Raw genomic sequence first — 19,953 nt, 5'->3', positions numbered from 1 at the left:
CCCCCACAAAAACAGGGAGGGCAGGGGCCAACACCGGGGGAAGGGATGCCGCAACCACTATACGAACCACGACCAACCCACCCCCCAACCCCCCCGAACCCGACAAGGGAGGGGGGCAGCGGCCCACAACAACAGGGGCGCAGCAACAGGGGAGGAGGGCGGGGGTCAGAATTAGAGACTTGTGGTGGTCACAGCACCGGGGAAACGCCCAGCAACATTCCGAACCTGGAAGCTAAGCCCGGCCGCGCCAATGGTACTGCACCCCAGGGGGTGTGGGAGAGTAGGAAACCGCCACAACACACCACAGTGGGGGGCCCGCACACCGTGCGAGCCCCCCACAAACACACGCAAGGAACGCGCGAGGAAGCGCACACAAACGAGACACACACACGCGAACACACGCAAGCGCGCGCACACGAGGAACACACACCACGCGAGACACACGTTAGCAAAGACGCGAACAACGGACGCGAAGGGCGTACACACCACGCGAGAACACGCACACCACGCCAGCAAAAACGCGCGCACCACACAGCCGCACGCGCAAACACGTACCCGCCATGCAGCCAACCGCGAAGCCCTATTGCGCCCGCCTCCTTTCCAACCTAAGATGATTAATGTTTCAACAATCTTCTGGAAGGTGAACATAATGGCGAATGTCGCAGTCGTCCTCGGCTCCACCCGTCCCGGGCGCGCCGGGCAAGGAATCGCCCAATGGGTCGTTTCCGAGGCGAACAAGGTCGAGGGCGTGAGCGCGGCGGTCGTTGATCTGGCCGACTTCGACCTGCCGTTCTTCGCTGAGCCCGTGCCCCCGTCGATGGAGGCTCCCAAGCTGCCTGAAGCGGTGTGTTTCGCACAGGTCCTCGGCGCAGCCGACGCTGTTGTCTTCGTGACCCCCGAGTACAACCAGTCCATTCCCGGGGTCCTCAAGAACGCGATCGACTACCTGCCCCCCGCAGCCATGGATGGCAAGAAGATCGGCCTGGTGGGGTACTCCTGGCACTCCGCTGCCAGTGCGCTTGCGCACTTGCGCACAGTGCTGGCGATGTTCGGGACCACCGTGGAGCCGCAGCTCGGCCTCAACCTGGGCACGGACTTCCGTGATGGCGCCCTGGTGCCCACGCCCGAGATCGAGGCGGGCCTGAGGGCAGTCGTCGAGGCGCTCAAGGCCTGACGCGGGGCGGGCCTGTGTCCGGGCCGCCGCTCAGCGGCCGCTGCTGTGCCGCAGCCTCCGGGCGCCTTCCCGCTCAACGAGTGAGGGCCCTCTCCCACATGGGAGAGGGCCCTCACTCTCTATCTAGCAGTGGCGGTCAGATCCACGACGACAGCCACATGTGGTCCCTCCAGAACTCGTAGTCCAGGACCTGTCCGGTCCACAACGGCAGGAAGTACCACGCGCAGGCGAGCACAGCAGCGGTGATGGCGCCAGCTGCGATGAAACGGACTAGCAGGGCGTCTGCGGTCAGGCCCTCAGGCGGCACGGCGCTGCCAAGGTGCTGGGGGCCACTGGCCCCCCGGTCCGCACGTCCGGTGGACGTCGGGGAGAGGGGGGCGGAGCCTGCCGCCAGGGGCATCGTGGTCGCTGAGCCCGCCTCCAAGGAGCGCTCGGCGCCCTCGGGCCTACCGGCCGTGTTCGACGTGCCAGTCGAGGTGCGGCCATCGGGGCCGCCGGGGTCGGAAGCGGGGGGCGTCGGAACGGACCGGGTGCGGTCTTCGGCGGCCCCCGCCTCGTCGGCGCTGACCGCCCTGAGATTGGCGGCCCCCGCCTCGTCGGCGCCGGAGGCGAGAGCGCTGGGGAGCCCCCGCCACTGCGCCTGGCCGACGATCAAGCCGACGGTCCACGCCACCGCCAGTGCGACGAAGGGGACGAAAGCCACCGTGTAGAAGGTGAAGATCGTCCGCTTGGCGTACATGAGCCACGGGGCGTAGAGCGCCAGGTATCCGCAGGCCACCACCCCAGTGCGCCAATTCCTGTGGCGCACCGTCGCCCAGAGGAGCACCAGCAGGGCGGCGATGCCGATCCACCACAGGAAGGGGTTGCCCAGCGCGACAATGTCGCGCGCGCAGTTGCCCGTGTGGCAGCCGCTTATGGTGGAGTCGTTGTTCCAGGCGAAGGACGTCGCCCGGATTTGGGGCAGCCACGTGAACGGATTCGACTGGTAGGTGTGCGCTGTGGTGAGTTTCGTGTGGAAGTTCCACATCTCGACGTGGTACGCCCACAGGTCGTCCAGCGCCCCCAGGAGGCCGGTCCCGCCCGTCGCGCCGTGCCCGTGGGCGCGCGGGTGGGTGAACCACCCGAACCACGAGGCCACGTAGGTGAGGACCGCGGACGGGACCATGAGCACGAACGCCCACCAGACGTCGGCCAGAAGGGCGCCGAAGAGCGGGGAGGGGTGTCCGGCGCGCCACCGCGTCGTCCACTCCCGCAGTGCGACGTACAGGCCCAGGACCGCCAGCACGTACACGCCGGACCACTTCACGGAGGACGCCTGGCCCGCGAGGATGCCCGCGGCCAACAGCCACGGGCGCGGCCCGGAGGCGGGGCCGACGCGCCACGAGGCGGGGCGGGGGATCCGCGGGGAGAGGTAGGCGCGAAGGTCGGGCCACCCCCGGCGGGGCGAGCCCATGCCCTCCCACGCCGCCAGGCGGGCACCCAGGCGCGCGCGGGCGTCCTGCTGGTCCTTGACGACGGCCAGGAACGCCGCGAGTGAGAACATCGCGAGGAAACCGTCCAGAATGGCGGTCCTGGACATGACGACGGCGATTCCGTCCGTGGCGAGGAACGCCCCGGCCAGGGCGGTGATGGCGGGGGAGCTGAAGAGGTTCTGCGCGAGGCGGCACAGCAAGAAGACGGTGATGACGCCGCAGATGGCGCCCATGATGCGCCAGCCGACGGGATCCGACTGCCCGAACAGGCGCATCCCCCAGCCGATGATCCACTTCCCAGTGGGGGGGTGCACGGGGTAGCTGGCGTTGGCGCTGAGCCCCGAGGTGTCGCCGGCGGCGAAGGACGCGTCGTAGTCCGTGGGCCAGGTGCCCTCGTAGCCGAGCTCGATGAGCGACCAGGCGTCCTTCACGTAGTAGGTCTCGTCGAAGACCAGGCGGGGGACGTTGTCCAGGTGCGTCAGGCGGATGAGCGCCGCGATGGCGGTAGTGATCAGGGTTGCCACCCACCCTGCGGCTGCGCTGGCGGGCAGTCGCGCCCATCGGGGGGCGCGCGTCGGCGCGCCGCCCGGGGCGGGTCGATCCGTTCGTGTCGTCACCCCAGCAGTCTAAGGGGCGGGGAGGAGGACGGGCAGCCGGAGTTGATGCGCGTCTACGCCGCGTGTAGCATTTCGGGTATCCGAAATATTTGTTTCGATGGAGGAACCCGTGACACCACAACTGCGCTCGCTCGCTGCGTTCGGAGCCCTGGGAATCGCCTGCGCGTCCCTGGCCGCCTGCGCACCCCGCTCCGGGGCGTCCGCCGACAGCCTCAAAGTCGTCGCGACGACGACCCAGATCTGCGACTACATCACCCAGATCGGCGCGGACGCCTCGGGCGGTCTCGCCCTGGACAAGACTGACGCGGACGGGACGACGAGCCACTTGGGCGCACCGGCGGAGAACGCGAAGAAGACGATCACCCTGACCTGCCTGCTGGCGCCCAACGCCTCGGCCCACGAGCACGAGATGACGCCCGCCCAGGCGGGAGCGCTCGCCGAGGCCGACATCATGGCCGTCAACGGCGTCGACCTGGAGCACTTCCTCGACGAGGCGGTCGCCGCCTCCGGGTTCAAAGGGACCATGCTCGTGACCTCCGGCGTGCTCACCGCCAACGACATCGATGCCCCGGGCGCGTCGGCCGAACAGGAGAAGGCCCTGCCCTACACGATCAACAGGGGCCAGCGCGCCGTGGACGTGGCCCCCTGGCCGTTCCCGCCCGAGGACGGTGAGGAGGCCCCCGAGTTCCGTTTCGACCCCCACGTGTGGACCAGCCCGAAGAACGCCGCCATCCAGGTCGCCAACATCGGAGCCGCGCTGGAGGAGGCGGCGCCCGGGGCGGCCGACCAGATCCGCGCCCGCACCGACGCCTACACCCAGCGCATCGAGGCCCTGGACTCGTGGGCCGCCTCGTCATTGGAATCCGTTCCCCAGTCGGCCCGCGTCCTGTTCACCTCCCACGACGCCTTCGGGTACTTCTCCAAGGCATACGGGATCACCTTCATCGGCGCCGCCCTGTCGGACTTCAACGAGCAGCAGGACGCCACCGCTTCCCACATCGACGAGGCGGTGCGCTCCGTCAAGGAATCCGGCGCCCGTGCCCTGTTCGCCGAGAACTCCAACAACTCCAAGTCCATCGAGGCCATCGCCAAAGCCGCTGGCGTCAAAGCGGTCGTCGGGGAGGACGCCCTCTACGGGGACTCCCTGGGCCCCGCGGGCAGCCCCGGGAGCACCTACACGGGATCCATCGTCCACAACGTCACTACGATCGTCGAGGCGTGGGACGGCACTCTGGCGCCGCTGCCCGACGGCCTGGGCGAGGGACAATGAGATGCTGATCGCCGCCAAGGACCTGGCCCTGGGGTACTCGGGAGTCCCCGCCGCCTGGGGCATCACGCTCGATGTCCAGGCCGGGGAGGGCCTGGCCTTGATCGGCCCCAACGGCTCGGGGAAGACCACGCTGCTGCGCGCCGTGCTCGGCGACGTGCGGATCCTGTCGGGCACCCTCGAGGTCGGCGCCAGCACCATCGGCTACGTCCCCCAGAACAACGACCTGGACCCCACCTTCCCCGTTTCCGCCCGCGAGGTCGTCACCATGGGCCTGTACGGCGAACTCGGGTGGGGCTCGCGCCCCGGGCGCGCCCACCGCGCCCGCGTCGAGGAGGCCCTCGAGCGCGTAGGGATGGCCGAGCGGGCATCCATGCGCTTCGGCCGGCTCTCCGGCGGGCAGCGCCAGCGGATCCTCGTGGCCCGGGCCCTGGTGGCGCGCCCCCAGCTGATCCTCATGGACGAGCCCTTCAACGGCCTCGACCAGCCCAACCGCGACTCCCTGGTCTCGATCGTGCGCCAGGCGACGGCCGACGGCGTCGGAGTGGTCGTGTCCACCCACGACCTCGCGCTCGCCCACCTCACCTGCGCGCGGGCCTGCCTGCTCTCCGGGCGCCAGATCGCCTTCGGCCCAGTCGATGAGGTGCTCACCGAGGGGCTCCTGGCCCAGGCCTACGGGGCGGGGAGCGACGCCCTCGCGGGGGCGGTACCGTGACCGCGGCCTTCTCCGGCGCCCTGGAGGCGCTGCGCGACCTGCTCTCCGGCGTTCCCGGCCTGGGCTGGGTGACTTACGCGCCCTACGCGTTCCGCCCGTTCGTGCTCGTCGTCGTCCTCGCCCTGGTGGTCGGCCCGGTCTCCACCATCGTCAACCTGCGCCGCCTCGAGTTCAACGCCGAGGCCATGGTCCACTCCGTCTTCCCCGGGGTCGTCGCCGCAGCAGTGTGGTGGGGGACCCGCATGATAATCCCGGGCGCCGCCCTGGCCGCCGTGGCCGCCACCTGCGCCCTCGTGGCCGCCAGCCGCTCCAAGCGGGAGAACGAGGCCGCCACTGCAGTGGTCCTGGCGACCTTCTTCTCCATCGGCGTCATCATCTCCCTGAGGAAGGGCGATATGTCGGGACAGCTCGAGGCCCTCATGTTCGGGCGGCTCATGGAGATGAGCGACGAGCGCCTCATGCAGTCCCTGATCGTGTGCGCCCTCGCCCTGGCCGCACTGGCCCTGACGTGGAAGGAACAGGTGTTCGTCGCCCACGACCGCGACGGCGCGCGAGTGGCGGGCGTGCGGGTACTCGCAGTCGACGTCGTCATCAACGCCGCCATCGGCGCGGTCGTCGTCGCCGCCTCCGCCGCCATCGGCGTCCTCCTGGTCATCGGGTACGTGGTCGTCCCCGGGGTCGGCGCCCGCCTCGCTGCCCCCAGCGCCACGAGGATGAGCGCCACCGCGTCGGGGATCGCCCTGGTCGGAGCGCTCTCGGGACTCGCCCTCATGAACGCCCCCACCGCCCGTCCCATCTCCCCGCAGGCCGCGCTCGCCCTGACGGTCATCGCCGTGAGCGCAGCCGTCGGGGGCTGGGGCCTCCTGCGCGAGCGCCTGCGGGGCGCCGACCGGGAGCCCGCCGCGCTGGTGCTGTCGGAAAGGGGCGAACGAGCGGCCGTGGAGGGTGCCGCCGCGCTGGTGCCGCAGGAAGGGGGCGAACGGAACACAGATCTTGCGGGCGCCTCCCAGCCTGCCCCCGCCTCGTCCCCCGCGCCCCTGGGGAGCCCCTCATGAGCACGCTGCTCACCATCCTCGCCCTGCCGGTCCTGGAGGCCGTCGTCGTCGGGGCGCTCGCCGGACTCGTCGGAGCCCTGGCCGTCCTCGACCGTAGGGTCTTCTTCGCCGAGTCCATCACCCACGGGACCTTCCCAGGCGCCGTCCTGGGCGTCGTCGTCGCCTCGGCCGCGGGATGGGGGCACGGCGCCATGTCGCTCAGCCTCTTCGCGGGCGCCCTCCTCATGTGCCTCCCGCTCGCCGCCCTCATGTACGCGCTCACACGGATCCCCGGAGTGTCCTCGCAGGCCAGCGCCGGAGTCGTCCTCACCCTGGGATTCGCGTCCGGGTACTTCCTGGCGACCTGGTTCAAGCCGCTGCCCCTCCAAGTCTCCAGCTTCCTCGCCGGATCGATCCTCACCGTGTCCGGAGCGGACGTGGCCGCGGCCGCCGCCTGCCTGGCACTCGCCCTCGGCCTCATGGGCGCGTGCGGGCCCCAGCTGATGCGCCACTGCTTCGACCCGGTCGGCCTGAGCCCCCGGGCGCGGCGGACCAACGAGCTCGCCATCCTCACTGTGCTGCTCCTCACCGTTGTCGTCCTCATCCCCGCGATCGGCACCGTCCTGTCCATCGCCCTCATCGCGGCCCCCGCCGCCGCCCTGCGCCCCCACGCGCCCACCCTGCGCGCCTTCATGGTCGCCGCCCCCGTCCTCGGCGCCCTCATCGCCCTGTCCGGCCTCGCCCTTGCGATCGCCGCCGACTGGTCAGCAGGGGGCTGCATCGCCCTCGTCGCGGGGCTCGTCACCGCTGCCTCGGCACTGCGCGCTCGCCTGGGCGCGGCGCCGGTGGGACGATAGGGGCGTGACCCACGACGACGCCCGCCCCAGCGGAACCATCCTCCTGGCTGCCACCCCCATCGGGGACCCCGGCGACGCCTCCCCGCGTCTCGTCGCAGCCCTCGCCAGCGCCGACATCATCGCCGCCGAGGACACCCGCCGCCTGCGCTCCCTGGCTTCCCGCCTCGGGGCAGCCCCCACGGGCAGGGTGGTCGCCCTGCACGACCACAACGAACAGGCCAAAGCGTCCGGCCTCGTGAGCAGCGCCCGCGACGGAGCCACCGTCCTTCTGGTCTCCGACGCCGGGATGCCGACCGTCTCCGACCCCGGCTACCGGGTCGTCACCGAGGCCATCGCACAGGGGGTCCCCGTGTCCGCGATCCCCGGCCCCTCCGCGCCTCTGACGGCGCTGGCACTGTCGGGACTGCCCTCCGACCGCTTCGCCTTCGAGGGGTTCGTGCCCCGCAAGGCGGGGGAGGCCGAACGGTTCCTCAGCGCGCTCGCCACCGACCCCCACACCCTGATCTTCTTCGAGTCCCCCCGTCGCGTCCATGAGACCCTCATCCGCATGGCCGACGCCTTCGGCGGCGGGCGGGCGGGGGCCGTGTGCCGCGAGCTCACCAAGACCCACGAGGAAGTCGTGCGCGGCACCCTCGACGAACTCGTCGAGCGCACCGAGGGCGGTGTCCTGGGCGAGGTCACCATCGTTGTCGCCGGCCATAAAGGGGGCGGGAACCCGCAGGACCACGCGGCCGCGGTCCTCGCGCTCGCGGACGAGGGAATGCGGCTCAAAGACGCCGCCGCTGAAGTGGCAGCCGCCACCGGTCTGCGCCGCAACGACCTCTACCGGGCTGCCCTGGCGTCCAGGGAATAGGAAGCGCTCGGCACCGACCGCGGCGATCGAGGGCGCGGCGGTGGCCCTGGGGCCAGGGGCAGGGGAGTGGTTGGGACTGGCTGCAGCGATCGAGGACGTGGCGGTGACTCTGGGGCAAGGGAGTGGACGGCACGGTGGGGTGCTGCAGGGGGTGTTTTACAAGTCATGTCGCGTTTTCAAAGGGAAGTCTCGCCCCTAGGGCGGGCGCTCGGACTGTTTTGCAAGCGAAGTGGAATTTTCAAAGGGATACCGTCGTGTCGGTATCGCTGCAAGAACGGCCCACGGCGCGCGGCTCCCGGACTTAGACGCTCGCGGGCAGCGCAGTACCGGTGTGAGAACAGGCGCCGCGCAGCCTCCGGCTCCCGGGCTTAGACGCTCCCGGGCAGCGCAGTACCGGTGCGCGAACAGGTTCCGTGCCGCTTCCGGCTCCCGGCGAATCGTATTGGGGCAGGAAACCACCTACTGGGGCAGGTTAACCCCCATTGGGGCAGGTTAATAACCTACCCCAATGACCCGTTACCTACCCCAATGCGCAATTGCCTATTCCATTGCGGAAACGCGCTCGTCGAGGATCATGCGGTGACTCCGTCGTCGTGGCTCAACGTTATTCCGTGCGCGGGATTATGGAGTGCGGTGGTGGGGTCTGGGGGTTTGCCGCGCGCCGCGTGCCCTGGCCGTGCATGGGATTATGGAGTGCGGCGGCGGGGTCCGGGTGCGCTGCGGTCAACCGCTGTGTTCCCCGTCGTTCTCCGCCCGCCTCTCTTCGAGGAGAGCTGTGAGAAGCGCGTGCAGGCTGACGAGGGCGGGGTCGCGCAGGCGCGGCTCGAGGTCGATGAATGGGACAGGGAGCTGGTGCCACCAAGGCCCCTCGGGGAACCCCAAGTCCCGCTTGAGCTCGATGATCCGGGCGATCTCGCCCGGTTCCAGTGGCGCGTTCCAGTCGTGGAGGTTGCCGATGAGGATATCCAGCGCGAGCTCGCTCTCGCCGTGTTCGCACAAACCCACGATGAAATCGCCGTGGTGGTCGTATGGGAACAAATGCTCGTACTTCCGGGCGAGCGCGCCAATGTCAGCGTCCCGCTCATCGGCGGCCGTCATCGCCCCGCCGCCGAATAGCGTTCTCGCGAGCCTTCCCAGAATGCTGCCCATGGTAATCGCGCTGTCCTCGCCCCGCGCCCGCACCCGACAAGGAGGCAGTGCATCTACCCGTGCCCCGCACCCGGTGCCGGAGTCCGCCAGCGCCCGGCCCCCGCCTCGTCGACGAGTGCGGGAGGGACTGCTCCCTCCTCGCCGTCGGCGGCGGAGCTAGACGACCTCCACCCCCGCTGAGCGCATCCGTTCCTTCGCGGCCTCGCCCAGCTCGGGGGAGACCGGGGCGGTGAGGCCCTCGACAACCCTCACTCCGAAGCCCTCGCGAAGGGCGTCCAGGGCCGTCTCGCACACGCAGTGCGACAGCGCCAGGCCGACGACGTCCACGTCGGTGATGCCCGCCCCGCGCAGCGCCTCCGCGAGAGCGCGCCCGTCCTCGGTGGTCCCTTCGAAACCCGAGTAGGCGGCCGCGTACTGGCCCTTCTTCACAGTGATGTCGGCTGCGAGGCCGTCCAGGGCCGGGTGGAGCATGGCACCGGGGGTCCCCGCGACGCCGTGCCGGGGCCACGTGTCCACGAAATCCGGCTCGTCCGAGAAATGTGCGCCCGGGTCGATGTGCCAGTCCTGCGTGGTCGCCACCAGCGCGTAGTCGCCGCGGTGGGCGGTCACGTGCTCCGCGACGCGCCGGGCGACGGCGTTGCCGCCCTCCACAGGGAGCTCGCCCCCCTCGCAGAAGGTCGGTTGGACATCGACGATAATGAGCGCTCGTGTCATGACTCCTCCTCTTGGCCGCGCCGTCGCCCCCCAACGGTAGCACCGCTGCGGCGCCCGTTCCCGCGCGGTGGCGCCCGCGCTCCGTCGAGTCGACGAGGCCCGCCTCGGGGCCGCGTTTCCCGCATGCGTCCAGTGATGGGGTAGTGGGGGGCCGTCCACGAGGCCGGAGACGCAGACGATCCGCACGCGCCCAGCGGTGGGGCCGCGTTTCCCGCCCCCGCACCGCGGCGGGGCAGTGCTCCCCGGTCCAGAGGCAGCACTCCCCGGTTCTGAGTTCGGTGGCCCCGGGCATTAGGCTTGGACCCATGAGTCGCATTCTGTCCGCCGTCGCATGGCCCTACGCCAACGGCCCCCGTCATATCGGCCACGTCGCGGGATTCGGTGTCCCCTCCGACGTTTTCTCCCGCTACATGCGCATGGCCGGGCACGACGTGCTCATGGTGTCCGGCACCGACGAGCACGGCACCCCGATCCTGGTCGCCGCGGACAGCGAGGGGGTCAGCGCCCGGGAGCTCGCCGACCGCAACAACCGCCTCATCGTCGAGGACCTGGTGGCGCTCGGCCTGTCCTACGACCTCTTCACCCGCACAACCGCCGGCAACCACTACCGGGTCGTCCAGGACATGTTCGCGACCGTGCGCGACAACGGCTACATGATCGAACAGGTCACGCGCGCCGCCATCTCCCCCTCCACCGGGCGCACCCTGCCCGACCGCTACATCGAGGGCACCTGCCCGATCTGCGGTGCCGAGGGGGCGCGTGGCGACCAGTGCGACAACTGCGGCAACCAGTTGGATCCCACCGAGCTCATCGACCCGCGCTCGCGCATCAACGGCGAGACCCCCGAGTTCGTGGAGTCCACCCACTACTTCCTGGACCTGCCCGCCCTGGCGCGGGCCCTGTCGCAGTGGCTCGACGAGCGCGAGCAGTCGGGCACGTGGCGCCCCAACGTCATCAAGTTCTCCAAGAACTTCCTGAGTGACATCCGCCCGCGCGCCATGACGCGCGACATCGACTGGGGCATCCCGGTGCCCGGCTGGGAGGACCAGCCCACCAAGCGCCTCTACGTGTGGTTCGACGCCGTCATCGGCTACCTCAGCGCCTCCATCGAGTGGGCGCGGCGCACCGGCGACCCCGAGGCGTGGCGCAAGTGGTGGAACGACCCCGAGACCCTGTCCTACTACTTCATGGGCAAGGACAACATCGTCTTCCACTCCCAGATCTGGCCCGCCGAGATGCTCGGCTACAACGGGCAGGGCGACCGCGGCGGACGCCCCGGCGACCTGGGCGTACTCAACCTGCCCACCGAGGTCGTCTCCTCCGAGTTCCTCACCATGGAGGGCAAGAAGTTCTCCTCCTCCCACGGCATCGTCATCTACGTGCGCGACTTCCTGGAGCGCTACCAGGCCGACGCCCTGCGCTACTTCATCAGCGCCGCCGGCCCGGAGACCTCCGACTCGGACTTCACATGGGCCGAGTTCGTGCGCCGCACCAACGGCGAGCTCGTCGCCGGCTGGGGCAACCTGGTCAACCGAACGGCCTCCATGATCGCCAAGAAGTTCGGCGGGATCCCCGCCCCCGGCGAACTGGAGGACATCGACCGCGCCCTCCTGGACGCCGTCGAGGCGGGCTTCGCCACCGTCGGCGGACTGATCCGCCACCACCGCCAGAAGGCCGCCCTGTCTGAGGCGATGCGCCTGGTCGGCGAGGCCAACAAGTACGTCACCGACACCGCGCCCTTCAAGCTCAAGGCCCCCGAGCAACGCGAGCGCCTCGCCACCGTCCTGTGGACCCTCGCCCAGGCGGTCGCCGACCTGAACCTCATGCTCTCCCCGTTCCTGCCCCACGCCGCCAACGACGTGGACCGCGTCATGGGGGGCGAGGGGCGGATCGCTCCCATGCCGGTCATCGAGGAGGCCGAGGAGCTGGACCCGCAGGTCCTGCCCTCCGGCTTCGAGGGCCGCTCCTCCTACCCGATCATCACGGGCGACTACACGAGCGTGCCCACCTGGGAGCGCCACCCGGTCACCGTGGGCACTCCCGTCGCCAAGCCCACCCCGGTTTTCGTCAAACTGGACGAGGCCATCGTCGACGAGGAGCTGGCGCGCTACGCCGCCTCCGTTCCCGACGACGTCACGGGCGCCTGAGGGGAGGGGCCGCGGGCCGGGCTGCCCGGGGGTGTTGCGCACCTGCACAATGCCCCGGAGGGTTAGCGCACTGCGGGCTGGGCGGATCCCCGTGGGGCGCCCGCCTCGTGCCGTGGGTCCTGCGGGGATGCCGTCTGGCGCTGCGGCCCCCGCTGGGGCGTTCGGCCTCACACCCCGGGCCCCTTCGGCCAGGGGGTCCGTTCCTGTTATCCTCGGCCCATGGCTGAAGACTTCATGCTCTCCGCGCTCAACGCCGAACGCGCCTCCCTGGCCCGCCAGGACCCCGACCACCCGTTGTTCCACGTCGCCCCGCCGGTGGGGCGCCTCAACGACCCGAACGGGCTGATCGTCGATTCTGGCACCTACCACGCCTTCTTCCAGTACACGCCCGAGCACCCGCGCAAACTCGTGTACTGGGGGCACGCCCGCTCGACCGACCTCGTGCATTGGACGTACCTGCCGCCCGCGATCCTGCCCGACTCGCGCCAGGACCGCAACGGCGCGTACTCGGGCACGGCGATCGGCACCGACGACGGCGTCGAGCTGTGGTACACCGGCAACTACAAGGACGCCGACACGGGGGAGCGCGAGGCCACCCAGTGCGTCGTCACCACCCCCGACCTGCGCCGGTTCACAAAAGTCGTTCCCCCGGTCATCGCGAGCCAGCCCGAGGGCTACACCGCGCACTTCCGGGACCCTCAGGTGTGGCGCGATCCCGACGACCCGCAGGGCTCCTACCGGATGCTCCTGGGCGCCCAGCGCGAGGACCTCACGGGGACGGTCCTGCTCTACCGCTCCTCCGACCTGCGCGAATGGCACTGCGAGGGGGAGCTGTCCTTCCCGGACGCGGGTGGGGCCTTCGACCGTTTCGGCTACATGTGGGAGTGCCCGAACCTGGTGCGCCTGCGCGACGAGGAGAGCGGGCGCGACCGCGACGTGCTCATCTTCTGCCCGCAGGGCATCGCCCCCGAGCGCGAGGGCTTCGAGAACGTCTTCCCCTGCGTCTACATGGTGGGGGAACTGGTGGGCACCGAGTTCCGGGGCGCCGACGGGGACTACTGGGAAGTGGACCGCGGCTTCGAGTTCTACGCGCCCCAGGTGTTCGCCGACCGCGCCCGCGCGTGGGGCCGGGCCGACCCGGCGCTGCTGCTCGGATGGGCCGGCAACGCGGGCGAGGACGACCAGCCGTCGATCAGCACCGGGGGGTGGGTCCATGCGCTCACGGCGCCGCGTGGCCTCGCCCTGGCCGATCGGCGACTCGTGCAGCGCCCCCACCTGCCGGGACTGCCCCTGGAGCACATCGGCTTCCCTGACTCGGTGGATGGGGACGGCGCGCGAGTGGCAGCCCTGGAGTCCTCCCGCTCATGGCGCTTCAGCGCCTCCCTGGCCCACGAGCCGGGAGCGTGCCTGGAAATGCGCGTCGGCGCCGACTCCGGCCTGGTCATCCGCCTCTCGGAGTCACTTCTGGAGGTGGACCGCTCGCGCACCCGCTACCCGCACGGGGGGATCCGGCGCGTCAGCCTGGAACCCGGGTGGGCCGGGTCGGTCGAAGTCGTGCACGACCGGTCGATCACGGAGATCTTCCTGGGCGGGGGGCGCCTCGCCTTCACCCTGCGCTCCTTCCTGGAGGGCGCGGGGTCGGGGCTCGCCCTGGGCACGGCCGGGGGAGCGGTGCGAGTGGCCGACGCGCGGGCCGCGCGGGCGGACTGACCCATATCGGTGTGTTGAGCCTCTCAGGGCTCCCGCCAGGGAAAACTGCGGTCGACTCTTGCGTGTCGTCGTCGCGCGAACCTAGTATGTCAATCGATTGCTACACACCGCCCAGCGCGTCGCGTGACAGAGTCGTTGCGCCTGGGACTCGCAGAAAGGAATGTGGTCAGTCATGGATCACGCCAAGGTGGCAACCGAGGTCGTCGAGGCAATCGGCGGACCGTCGAACATCAGCGCAGCGGCCCACTGCGCGACGCGACTCAGACTGGTGATCGTCGACCCGGACAAGATCAACCAGCAGGCACTGGACGACAACGAGGAGCTCAAGGGCACCTTCGCCGCCGGCGGAATGTTCCAGATCATCGTCGGCCCCGGCGACGTCGACCAGGTCTTCCAGCACATGGTCGACGACCACGGGGTGCGCCAGGTCTCCAAGGATGAGGCCAAGGAAGAGGCCGAGCAGGGCGGGAACCTGTTCTCCCGCTTCATCAAGATGATCGCCGACATCTTCGTCCCGATCCTGCCGGCCCTGATCGCCGGCGGCCTCCTGATGGCCCTCCACTCCGTCCTCAAGGCCGAGGGCCTCTTCGCCGAGCAGTCCGTCGTGCAGATGTTCCCCTGGCTGGAGGACTACGACTCGCTCATCAACCTGGTGTCCTCCGCGGCCTTCGCCTCGCTGCCGATCCTGGTCGGCTTCTCGTCGGCCAAGCGCTTCGGCGGGAACGTGTACCTCGGCGCCGCGATGGGCGCGGCGATGGTCTCGCCCTCCCTGCTCAGCGCCTACTCGATGGCCAAGCCCGACGAGGCGAGCGCCTTCTGGAGCTACTCGAACCAGTCCTCCGTGTGGCACCTCTTCGGCCTGGAGGTCACGAAGGTCGGCTACCAGGCGATGGTCATCCCCACCCTGGTCGTCACGTGGATCCTGTGCCTGATCGAGAAGAGGCTGCACAAGGTCTTCAAGGGCACGGCCGACTTCCTGCTCACGCCGCTCATCACGCTGCTCGTCACCGGGTTCCTGGCCTTCGTCGTCGTCGGCCCCATCACCCGTGAGATCTCCAACCAGCTGACCAGCGGCATCGACTGGCTGTACGGGACGCTCGGCCCGGTCGGCGGCCTCCTCTTCGGCTTCTTCTACTCCCCGATCGTCGTCACCGGCCTCCACCAGTCCTTCCCCGCCATCGAGATCCCCCTGCTGCCCTCCAACGGCGGCCTCGGCGACTTCATCTTCCCCGTGGCGTCCATGGCGAACGTGGCCCAGGGCGCTGCCGCGCTGGCGGTCTTCTTCAAGTGCCGCAACGCGAAGATGAAGGGCCTGGCGGGCGCAGGCGGCGTCTCCGCAGTCTTCGGCATCACCGAGCCCGCGATCTTCGGCGTCAACCTGCGCCTGCGCTGGCCCTTCTTCATCGGGATGGGCGCCGCGGCGATCGGCTCCGCCGGAGTCGCGCTCCTCGGCGTGCGCGGCCAGGCCCTGGGCGCCGCGGGCTTCGCCGGTTTCGTGTCCATCATCCCCGCTTCGATCCCCGCGTACCTGGCCCTCGAGGTCCTCGTGTTCGTCCTCGCCTTCGCCGCCACCCTGGCCTACGCCTCCACGCGGGGCAGGGCCGACATGGTCGATGGGGCCGCTGGTGCCGACTCTGCCGCCACCGCTCCCGCTGCTGCGGCGGCCCCCGCTTCCGCGGCCCCGTCGGTCGCCGCGCCCGCCGCCGCGTCCGCGGTCGAGTTCAGCGCCGAGGCCAAGGCCGATCTCACCCTCACCTCCCCGATGGCGGGAACCGCCGTGCCCCTGGGCCAAGTGAAGGACGAGTCCTTCGCGAAGGGGATGCTGGGCCCCGGCATCGCCATCGAGCCCTCCAGCGGCGTCGTCGTGGCGCCCTGCGACGGGAAGGTGACGGTCGCCTTCCCGACGGGCCACGCCTACGGCATCAAGTCGGCCTCCGGCGTCCAGGTGCTCATCCACATCGGTATGGACACCGTCAAGCTCGACGGCAAGGGCTTCACCCCCAAGGTCGCCAAGGGCGACGTGGTGCGCCGCGGCGACGTGCTGGCCGAGGTGGACCTCGACGTGATCCGCGAGGCCGGATACGACACCGTCACCCCCGTGGTCGTCACCAACAAGAAGAAGTTCGCGTCCGTCACCCCGGACGCCGAGGGCGAGGTCGCCCCCGGAGGGGCGCTGCTCACGGTCGTCCCGAAGGAGGCCGCGCAGCCCACCGCGTGATCCGGTTCCCGGCGGAGGGGGCGGGCGCTTCGGCGTCCGCCCCCTGCGCGCGCTCCTCGTTGCCCGCCCCGTTGGAGCCGGTTGGGAAACGGTACACGTCCGCCCCCTGCGCGCGCTCCTCGTGCCCGCCCCGTTGGAGCCGGTACCGGCTCCGGCGTCAGAGGGTGCGGCTAGTGGGGCGTCAAAGGGTACGGCCCGGCAGGAAGGCAACGGGGAACTCGACCGCCGACGGCACCCCGCCCGCGTCCCCGGGGGAGGGCCCGGACCCGTCGATCTGGGCGACCAGGAGCTCGACGGCCTTGCGGGCGATGAGGTCGAGGGGCTGGCGGATGGTGGCCAGGGCGGGCAGGGCGCGCCGGATCGCCGTCGTCCCGTCGAACCCGACCACCTTGAGCCGTGAGGGCACATCGACGCCGCGCCCCCTCGCCCATTCCAGCACCTCGGCGGCGGCCAGGTCGTCGGTGGCGAAGACCGCGTCGAAGCGCCCGGCGATGGAGTCGAGGGCCTCCTCGACCCGTCTCTGCCTGAGGGGGCTGGGGGTGTCGAAGGGGACCGCGAGAACCAGGGGCTCGGCCCCCGTGTCCGCCAGGGCGTCCCTGTAGCCCTGCTCGCGCAAGTTGTGCGCGCCCGAGCGCGAGGTGAGCAGGGCCGGGCGGCGCGCCCCCGCCTCGAGGAGCTTCTCCGTGGCCATTCGCCCGGCGCCGCGGTTGTCGCACCGCACGTTGGGGATCGTGGGGGACAAGTCCCTGTCGATGGTCACCAGCGGCATGCGGATCGACTCGTACTCGCACAGGCCCTCGTTGTGCGCGCCGGATATGATGCCGTCCACCCTGTTGCCGATGAGCAGGTTCAAGTACTCGCGCTCGCGGTCGGCGCGGCCAAGGGAGTTGCAGATGAGGATCCGGTAGCCGCCGTCGGCCAGCGCGTTCTCGACCTCCACGGCCAGTTCCCCGAAGAAGGGCAGTGCCACCGTGGGGATTATCAGGCCGATGGTGTTCGTCTTCTTCCCGTGCAGGGCGCGAGCGACCTGGTTGGGCCGGTACCCGAGATCCTCGATGGCGCGGGCCACCCTGTCCTTGGCGTCCTGGGAGAGGTAGCCGCGGGCGTTGAGCACCCGCGACACGGTCGTCACCGAAACGCCGGCGCGCTCGGCGACATCGGCCAGGGTCGGCTCGTGGGAGCGTGCCACGTCTCCTCCAAACTGGTCGTCAGCGGGGGCACCGGGGAATGTGCCTTCACAGGACCAGTGTAGTTTCCCAGCCGGGCGCCCCGCCGCAGGTGCCGCGTCCGAGCACCAGGGTTGGCTGCGGTGGGGCGCAGATCATGGCGCGTTCTCCTATCCGGCCATTGTCCAAAAGGGTATCCAGCCCATACCATGGGGGCACGGGCCAATGTGTCTAACGATGGACATACCCGCGACCGAAAGGATCGACCATGATTTCCCGCACCGTAGCGATCGCCTCCGCCGTCGGCTTGCATGCGCGACCCGCTTCAGTCCTCGCCGAGGCCGTGGATGAGACGGGCGTCGACGTCACCATCTCCTTCAACGGGGAGGAAGCCGACGCCGCGTCGCTCCTGGAGATCATGACGCTCGGCGCGAAGCACGGGGACGTTGTGACCCTGTCCACTGACGACGACAACGCCGCAGAGGTCCTCGACTCCCTGGTCGCCCTGCTGTCCCGCGATCTGGACAAGGAGTGAGCTCGTGGGCGAGCACACTGTTCTGCACGGCATAGGCGTGTCGGCGGGCACCGCTTCGGCCCCGGCTGCCCTCGTCCAGCCCGCGCCGGGCGTGGACGCCGCAGAGCCCGCCTGCACGGATCCGGCGGCGGACGGCGCCCGCGTCCGCGAGGCGTTCGCCGCCGTATCCGCGCGCCTGAAAGCCCGCGAGGAGACCGCTCCCGAGGAGACCAAGGCGATCTTGAAGGCGACCGCGAAACTTGCGGCGGACCGTGGCCTGGCCAAGGCCGTCGACAAGAAGCTCAAGAAGGGCATGGGCGTGACCGCGGCCGTCCACGCGGCGGTCGAGGAGTACGCGGAGATGCTGCGGGGCCTCGGCGGCTACATGGCCGAGCGCGCCACCGATCTCTACGACGTCCGCGACCGGGCGATCAGCGAACTGCGGGGCCTCCCCGAGCCGGGGGTGCCCGCACTGGACGGCGAGGCGATCCTGGTCGCCCACGACCTGGCCCCCGCTGAGACAGCGACCCTCGACCCCGGCACCGTCAAGGGCATCATCACCGAGGTGGGGGGGCCGACCTCGCACACGGCGATCCTGGCGGCCCAGCTGGGAATCCCCGCCATTGTGAAGGCCACGGGCATCATGGGTGTGAGCGACGGCGAGGTCCTGGCCCTCGACGGCGGCGTTGGCGAGGTCATCGTCGCGCCGACCCCGGAGGAGGTCTCGCTGCTGGAGGAGCGCTCCCGCAGACGTGCGGTGGCGCTCGCTGGTTCCTCCGGAGAGGGTGCGACCTACGACGGGTACCGCGTGAAACTGCTGGCCAATATCGGCACAGTCGATGACGCCCAGAGGGCGGCGACCTACGACCTCGAGGGCTCGGGCCTGTTCCGCACGGAGTTCCTCTTCCTCGAGCGCTCCGACGCCCCCACCCTGGAGGAGCAGACGGAGACCTACACGAACGTGCTCAAGGCATTCGGCGGACGGCGGGTCGTCGTGCGCACGCTGGACGCGGGAGCCGACAAGCCCCTCAGCTTCGCCGATCTGGGCGCCGAGGAGAACCCCGCCCTGGGGCGGCGCGGTCTGCGCCTGTGCCAGGTCCGCGAGGACCTCATCGACACCCAGTTGGCGGCGCTCGCCGCGGCGCACAAGGCGACGGACGCCGACCTGTGGGTCATGGCGCCGATGGTCGCCACCGCCGATGAGGCGACGTGGTTCGCCGACAAGGCGCGGGGCATGGGCCTGCCGAAGGTGGGCATCATGATCGAGGTGCCCGCCGCCGCGCTGCGGGCCGAGCAGCTGCTGTCCATCGTCGATTTCGCCTCCATCGGGACGAACGACCTCACGCAGTACACGATGGCCGCCGACCGCCTCGACGGGAATCTGGCGCACTTGCTCGATCCGTGGCAGCCCGCCGTTCTGCAGATGATCCGAGCTGCTTGCAAAGGCGGACGGGCCACCGGCAAACCGGTGAGCGTGTGCGGCGAGGCCGGCGGCGACCCACTGCTCGCCCTCGTCCTCACGGGCCTGGGCGTGGCTTCCTTGTCGATGGCGCCGTCGAAAGTCAACGCGGTGCGAGCGGCCCTGCGCCTGCACGACCTGGCAACGTGCCAGCAGATGGGCGCTTTCGCGGCCGACGCGCCGTCGGCCGCCAAGGGGCGCGAGGCCGTCCTGAAACTGGTGTCGCCGACCATGCTCGACCTGATCTGAGAGTCCGGTCGACGGGCAGCGGTGCGCCCCGGCGGTTTCGCCGGGGCGCACCGCTGGCTGCTCCAGTGCCGGGGCGCCGCGCCCGCGCCTACTTCCTCCGGCCGGATGGAGCGGTAGTGCGCGGTTTGCGTCCTGTGAACAACGCGCTCACGATCAGGGCGACGCCGAGGGTGGCCATCAGAGTGATCGCGAGGACCGGCACATTGAGGCGGGGGATCAGTGCCAGCGCTATCAGGAACACTCCCGCCAGCATCACGATCACGCCCCATGCCAGGCCCCCGGCGCGCACGCCCCTACGGGGTGCTTCCGGCAGATCGCGGTGGTCCACTGGCGTGGGAGGGGCGCTCCACACGCGGTGGGACTCGTCTTCGTCGCCCCCATGGTCCTGCTGGGGTGCCTGGCGGGCGGTCGCTCCGTCGCCGTGCTCCGGCGTGTCGTCCTCGACCTGGTAGAGGGGGCGCGTTCTCTCCGCTTCGGGAGTGGACGAGGCGGATTCCCCCGACGCGGTCGTGGGCAGGGCCTGGGTGGGATCGGCCGGGGCTGTGGTGGGCAGGGCCTGGGCGGGATCGGCCGGGGCCGTAGCGGACAGCTGCTCGGTCTTGTCATCGTTGGGGGTCATGATCTTCCTTCTCCTTGCC

The 19,953-nt window shown here is 70.4% G+C and carries 16 protein-coding genes and 1 rRNA gene; 12 read left to right on the top strand and 5 right to left on the bottom strand.

Annotated elements, in window-relative coordinates; all coding sequences use genetic code 11:
- Positions 1-180: 180 nt before the first annotated feature.
- Together rrf and G447_RS0107720 are read left to right on the top strand one after the other, a co-directional pair.
- Positions 181-297, top strand: a 5S ribosomal RNA gene (rrf, locus tag G447_RS0107725).
- 352 nt (positions 298-649) lie between these two features.
- The gene (locus tag G447_RS0107720) at positions 650-1,174 is read left to right on the top strand and encodes an NADPH-dependent FMN reductase (RefSeq protein ID WP_026430633.1); all 525 of its coding nucleotides are present in this window, start codon (positions 650-652) and stop codon (positions 1,172-1,174) included.
- 136 nt (positions 1,175-1,310) lie between these two features.
- On the opposite strand, the gene G447_RS0107715 is transcribed toward G447_RS0107720, so the two are convergent.
- Positions 1,311-3,263 carry a phospholipid carrier-dependent glycosyltransferase gene (locus G447_RS0107715; protein WP_026430632.1) on the bottom strand — a complete coding sequence of 651 codons (1,953 nt, stop codon included), beginning with the start codon at positions 3,261-3,263 and terminating at the stop codon, positions 1,311-1,313.
- A gap of 97 nt (positions 3,264-3,360) precedes the next feature.
- On the opposite strand from G447_RS0107715, the gene G447_RS0107710 reads away from it, so the two are divergent.
- Genes G447_RS0107710 through rsmI form a run of 5 tightly spaced genes read left to right on the top strand, consistent with a single transcriptional unit; the run spans position 3,361 to position 7,989 of the window.
- Positions 3,361-4,533 carry a metal ABC transporter substrate-binding protein gene (locus tag G447_RS0107710; RefSeq protein WP_026430631.1) on the top strand — a complete coding sequence of 391 codons (1,173 nt, stop codon included), beginning with the start codon at positions 3,361-3,363 and terminating at the stop codon, positions 4,531-4,533.
- A 1-nt stretch (position 4,534) separates the two neighbouring features.
- Positions 4,535-5,245: a metal ABC transporter ATP-binding protein gene (locus G447_RS0107705; protein WP_005871758.1), complete on the top strand. Its 711-nt coding sequence runs from the start codon at positions 4,535-4,537 to the stop codon at positions 5,243-5,245.
- Complete coding sequence (locus tag G447_RS0107700; RefSeq protein ID WP_026430630.1) at positions 5,242-6,300, top strand: metal ABC transporter permease; 1,059 nt, start codon at positions 5,242-5,244, stop codon at positions 6,298-6,300. Before G447_RS0107705 ends, G447_RS0107700 begins: the two co-directional genes overlap by 4 nt.
- The gene (locus tag G447_RS0107695; RefSeq protein WP_005871771.1) at positions 6,297-7,136 is read left to right on the top strand and encodes a metal ABC transporter permease; all 840 of its coding nucleotides are present in this window, start codon (positions 6,297-6,299) and stop codon (positions 7,134-7,136) included. Before G447_RS0107700 ends, G447_RS0107695 begins: the two co-directional genes overlap by 4 nt.
- 4 nt (positions 7,137-7,140) lie before the next feature.
- Positions 7,141-7,989, top strand: coding sequence for a 16S rRNA (cytidine(1402)-2'-O)-methyltransferase (gene rsmI, locus G447_RS0107690; RefSeq protein ID WP_005871756.1), 849 nt, complete (start codon positions 7,141-7,143; stop codon positions 7,987-7,989).
- 723 nt (positions 7,990-8,712) lie between these two features.
- Here rsmI and G447_RS0107685 read toward each other — a convergent pair.
- Positions 8,713-9,138, bottom strand: a complete 426-nt coding sequence (locus tag G447_RS0107685; RefSeq protein ID WP_026430629.1) for a hypothetical protein — start codon at positions 9,136-9,138, stop codon at positions 8,713-8,715.
- 156 nt (positions 9,139-9,294) lie between these two features.
- Positions 9,295-9,852 carry an isochorismatase family protein gene (locus G447_RS0107680; RefSeq protein WP_026430628.1) on the bottom strand — a complete coding sequence of 186 codons (558 nt, stop codon included), beginning with the start codon at positions 9,850-9,852 and terminating at the stop codon, positions 9,295-9,297.
- A 305-nt stretch (positions 9,853-10,157) separates the two neighbouring features.
- Between G447_RS0107680 and metG the strand changes: the two genes are divergently transcribed.
- The 3 genes from metG (at position 10,158) to G447_RS0107665 (ending at position 15,927) form a co-directional block, all read left to right on the top strand.
- Positions 10,158-11,999 carry a methionine--tRNA ligase gene (metG, locus tag G447_RS0107675; protein WP_026430627.1) on the top strand — a complete coding sequence of 614 codons (1,842 nt, stop codon included), beginning with the start codon at positions 10,158-10,160 and terminating at the stop codon, positions 11,997-11,999.
- Between the two features lie 219 nt (positions 12,000-12,218).
- Positions 12,219-13,709 carry a glycoside hydrolase family 32 protein gene (locus G447_RS0107670; protein ID WP_026430626.1) on the top strand — a complete coding sequence of 497 codons (1,491 nt, stop codon included), beginning with the start codon at positions 12,219-12,221 and terminating at the stop codon, positions 13,707-13,709.
- Between the two features lie 172 nt (positions 13,710-13,881).
- Positions 13,882-15,927 (top strand): sucrose-specific PTS transporter subunit IIBC, encoded by a 2,046-nt coding sequence (locus G447_RS0107665; RefSeq protein ID WP_034476714.1) that lies wholly within the window; start codon positions 13,882-13,884, stop codon positions 15,925-15,927.
- Positions 15,928-16,108: 181 nt separating this feature from the next.
- Here G447_RS0107665 and G447_RS0107660 read toward each other — a convergent pair whose 3' ends face one another.
- Entirely contained in the window at positions 16,109-17,116 is a 1,008-nt protein-coding gene (locus tag G447_RS0107660; RefSeq protein ID WP_026430624.1) for a LacI family DNA-binding transcriptional regulator, read from the bottom strand.
- A gap of 245 nt (positions 17,117-17,361) precedes the next feature.
- On the opposite strand from G447_RS0107660, the gene G447_RS0107655 reads away from it, so the two are divergent.
- Both G447_RS0107655 and ptsP read left to right on the top strand, forming a co-directional pair.
- Positions 17,362-17,628 (top strand): HPr family phosphocarrier protein, encoded by a 267-nt coding sequence (locus tag G447_RS0107655; RefSeq protein WP_005867850.1) that lies wholly within the window; start codon positions 17,362-17,364, stop codon positions 17,626-17,628.
- A 4-nt stretch (positions 17,629-17,632) separates the two neighbouring features.
- Positions 17,633-19,315 carry a phosphoenolpyruvate--protein phosphotransferase gene (gene ptsP, locus G447_RS0107650; RefSeq protein ID WP_005867846.1) on the top strand — a complete coding sequence of 561 codons (1,683 nt, stop codon included), beginning with the start codon at positions 17,633-17,635 and terminating at the stop codon, positions 19,313-19,315.
- A gap of 88 nt (positions 19,316-19,403) precedes the next feature.
- On the opposite strand, the gene G447_RS0107645 is transcribed toward ptsP, so the two are convergent.
- On the bottom strand, positions 19,404-19,934 hold the full coding sequence (locus G447_RS0107645) for a DUF350 domain-containing protein (RefSeq protein ID WP_005868255.1): 531 nt from the start codon (positions 19,932-19,934) through the stop codon (positions 19,404-19,406).
- Positions 19,935-19,953: the final 19 nt, after the last annotated feature.

Origin of the sequence: Schaalia georgiae DSM 6843, assembly GCF_000429245.1 — a bacterium.
Lineage (GTDB): Bacteria > Actinomycetota > Actinomycetes > Actinomycetales > Actinomycetaceae > Pauljensenia > Pauljensenia georgiae.
This window is presented reverse-complemented; position numbering and strand designations above follow the sequence as displayed.

Bases quoted from the DNA above. Each gene is read 5' to 3' on its own strand.
- G447_RS0107720 (WP_026430633.1), top strand. From the start codon at position 650: ATGGCGAATGTCGCAGTCGTCCTCGGCTCCACCCGTCCCGGGCGCGCC.
- G447_RS0107710 (WP_026430631.1), top strand. From the start codon at position 3,361: ATGGAGGAACCCGTGACACCACAACTGCGCTCGCTCGCTGCGTTCGGA.
- G447_RS0107695 (WP_005871771.1), top strand. From the start codon at position 6,297: ATGAGCACGCTGCTCACCATCCTCGCCCTGCCGGTCCTGGAGGCCGTC.
- G447_RS0107665 (WP_034476714.1), top strand. From the start codon at position 13,882: ATGGATCACGCCAAGGTGGCAACCGAGGTCGTCGAGGCAATCGGCGGA.
- G447_RS0107670 (WP_026430626.1), top strand. From the start codon at position 12,219: ATGGCTGAAGACTTCATGCTCTCCGCGCTCAACGCCGAACGCGCCTCC.
- metG (WP_026430627.1), top strand. From the start codon at position 10,158: ATGAGTCGCATTCTGTCCGCCGTCGCATGGCCCTACGCCAACGGCCCC.
- G447_RS0107655 (WP_005867850.1), top strand. From the start codon at position 17,362: ATGATTTCCCGCACCGTAGCGATCGCCTCCGCCGTCGGCTTGCATGCG.
- G447_RS0107705 (WP_005871758.1), top strand. From the start codon at position 4,535: ATGCTGATCGCCGCCAAGGACCTGGCCCTGGGGTACTCGGGAGTCCCC.
- G447_RS0107685 (WP_026430629.1), bottom strand. From the start codon at position 9,138: ATGGGCAGCATTCTGGGAAGGCTCGCGAGAACGCTATTCGGCGGCGGG.
- G447_RS0107680 (WP_026430628.1), bottom strand. From the start codon at position 9,852: ATGACACGAGCGCTCATTATCGTCGATGTCCAACCGACCTTCTGCGAG.
- G447_RS0107645 (WP_005868255.1), bottom strand. From the start codon at position 19,934: ATGACCCCCAACGATGACAAGACCGAGCAGCTGTCCGCTACGGCCCCG.